The sequence below is a fragment of the Paraconexibacter sp. genome (assembly GCF_041602235.1).
In the GTDB taxonomy this organism is placed as follows: domain Bacteria; phylum Actinomycetota; class Thermoleophilia; order Solirubrobacterales; family Solirubrobacteraceae; genus Paraconexibacter.
In genome coordinates this window covers 1-2,422 of the sequence record NZ_JBFIGP010000416.1, presented here as the reverse complement: position 1 = coordinate 2,422, position 2,422 = coordinate 1, and the positions used below count along the sequence as shown (strand labels likewise).

2 protein-coding genes are annotated in these 2,422 nt (G+C 73.0%); both read right to left on the bottom strand.

Going from position 1 to position 2,422, the window contains the following annotated elements:
- Positions 1 to 124: 124 nt before the first annotated feature.
- Positions 125 to 1,519 (bottom strand): NAD(P)/FAD-dependent oxidoreductase, encoded by a 1,395-nt coding sequence (locus tag ABYE80_RS19800; protein ID WP_372792029.1) that lies wholly within the window; start codon positions 1,517 to 1,519, stop codon positions 125 to 127.
- The coding region (locus ABYE80_RS19795) for a glycosyltransferase family 2 protein (RefSeq protein ID WP_372792028.1) at positions 1,516 to 2,422 on the bottom strand (907 nt) is incomplete at its 5' end. The genes ABYE80_RS19800 and ABYE80_RS19795, both read right to left, overlap by 4 nt.

The following is a 2,422-nucleotide window of genomic DNA, read 5'->3' as shown; positions in this document are numbered from 1 at the left end:
GGGCGACGTTCGTCGCGACGGACGACCTCGCCGGCCTGCTCGCGGCGGGCGCCGCGGCGGAGCGTCCCGCGCCCGCCCCGCCGCCGTGGACCTGGGAGGACGCCGCCCGCGAGACGTGGGCGGTCTACGCCGAGGTCGCCGGCGCGCGGTCCTGAGCCAGCAGCAGCGCCGCCGCGTCGGCACCCAGGCGCACCGCGTAGTTGGTGCCGCGATCCTCGGGGTAGATCTGGGTGGTGTTCGCCAGGACCAGGCCCCGGACACCGGTGTCCAGCGGGGGGATCCGCTCCCGGTAGCCGACGGTGACGATCGGCTGGGCCGCGGGCTCGCGGAACAGCCACGAGCGCTCGACCCACGACCGGTCGAACTCCGGGCAGACCTTCCGCAGTCCCGGCGTGTAGCGGTCGAGCAGCTCCTCGGGCGAGAACGCGAGCAGCTCGTGGTCGGCGTCCAGGTAGTTGGCGACGTAGAGGAACCGCCGCCCGCCGTAACGGCCAGGATCCACCAGGTTGGTGTGCTCGACCAGCCCGACGAAGGGCAGGTCCGGGTCGGCGATGTTGATCCAGTAGTAGGGCGAGAACCGCCGGTCGAGCTCGAGCAGCAGGCACAGTGCCGTGTGGTACTCGACCCCCCGCAGTCGCCCGACGTAGTCGGATCCGAGCCGGGCGGCGAGGTCCTCGTCGAGGGCCCCGAGGAAGATGTCGTTGGGCACGGTCGCGATCACGCCGTCGTAGCGCTCCGGGTCCCCGTCGGCCGTGAACGCCCGCGGGTCGTGCCCGCGGCGGAACGACCCGGGCGCGGCGCCGGTGACGAGGAACCCGGCACCGTCCTGGGCCTGCGCGATGCGCGCGACCGGACGGTCGATGAGGACCCGGCCGCCGCTGCGCTCGATCGAATCCCGGAGCGCCGCGAACAGCGGCTCGAACGATCCGCTGGGGTACCCGAGCAGCTCCTCGCGGGCCGCCCGTCCCTCCAACCGGCGCCGGAGCATCAGCTTCGCCCACAGCCAGGACATCGAGACGTCGCCGGCGCGGGACCCGAACTTGCCCGCCAGCAGCGGCCCCCAGACCTTCGCGTACGGACCCTCGCCCATCTCCCGCAGGATCCACTCGCGCGCCGTCTGCTGCTCGTAGGCGCCGACGGGCAGGTCGGCCCGCTGCAGCCGCAGGACCGCGAGCCCCATGCGGAGCCGCTCCCGGAGGCGCAGCGGGCGGAACGTGAGCAGGTGCCACGGGCTCGTGAACGGCCAGGTGCGACCATCGACGAAGAACCCCATCGACGACGGATGCCACTCGACCGGTCCGCCCCCCACGTCCTCGCACAGCTCCACGATGTCCCGGTCGCTCGTGAACCAGTGGTGGTAGTAGCGCTCCAGGCGGTGGCCGTCCCCCACGTCGAGCGTCGCCGCCATCCCGCCGAGCCCGGGCCAGCGCTCGTACACGTCGCACGCGTGACCGGCCCGGCACAGGTGGTGTGCCGCCGTGAGCCCGGCGACGCCGGCCCCGACGATGGCGACCCTCATCCCGCGGGCCCCTCCTCGCCGCCGTCCCGCTCGGCGTGCTCGCGGCCAGGCGGGCGTCGGTTGCTGATCCGTCGCACGAGGTACAGCGGCCGCTGCTTGACCTCGTCGTAGATCCTGCCCACGTACTCGCCGATCACGCCGATCGCGATGAGCTGGACCCCGCCGAGCAGCAGCACGGCGATGACGGTCGTGGTGATGCCGGGCACGAACTGGCCCGCGATGCGGAAGCCGATGGCGACCGGGATCGCCAGGAACGCCAGCGACGCGCACACGAATCCGACGAGCGTCGCGATCTGCAGCGGCACGTGGGAGAACGACACGATCGCGTCGAGCGCGAAGCGGACCATGGCCCGCGCCGAGAACTTCGTCTCGCCCGCCTGCCGCGCGGCCCGCTCGTAGGGCACCGTGGTCTGGGTGAACCCGAGCCAGGACGTCATGCCCCGCAGGTAGCGGTTGCGCTCGGGCATCGCGAGCAGCCCGTCGAGCGCATGCCGGTCGAGCAGGCGGAAGTCGCCCGCGTCCTCCTGCAGCTCGATGTCCGCCAGGCGCGACATCACCCGGTAGAACGTGCGGGAGGTCCGCAGCTTGAACCGGGTCTCGCCCTCCCGCAGCACCCTGACCGCGCTCACCACGTCGGACCCCGCGCGCCAGTGCTCGAGCAGCGCCGGGATCAGCTCCGGCGGGTCCTGGAGGTCCCCGTCGATCATCACGACCGCGTTCCCGCGCGCGATGTCCAGGCCGGCGGTGATCGCCGCCTGGTGTCCGAAGTTGCGGCTGAGCTCCACCACGATCAGACGCGGGTCGGCCGCCGCGAGATCGACGAGCGCCTCGCGGGTCCCGTCGGTCGAGCCGTCGTCCACCACCACGAGCTCGACCTGCTCCGCGTCGAGCGCCGCGAACGTC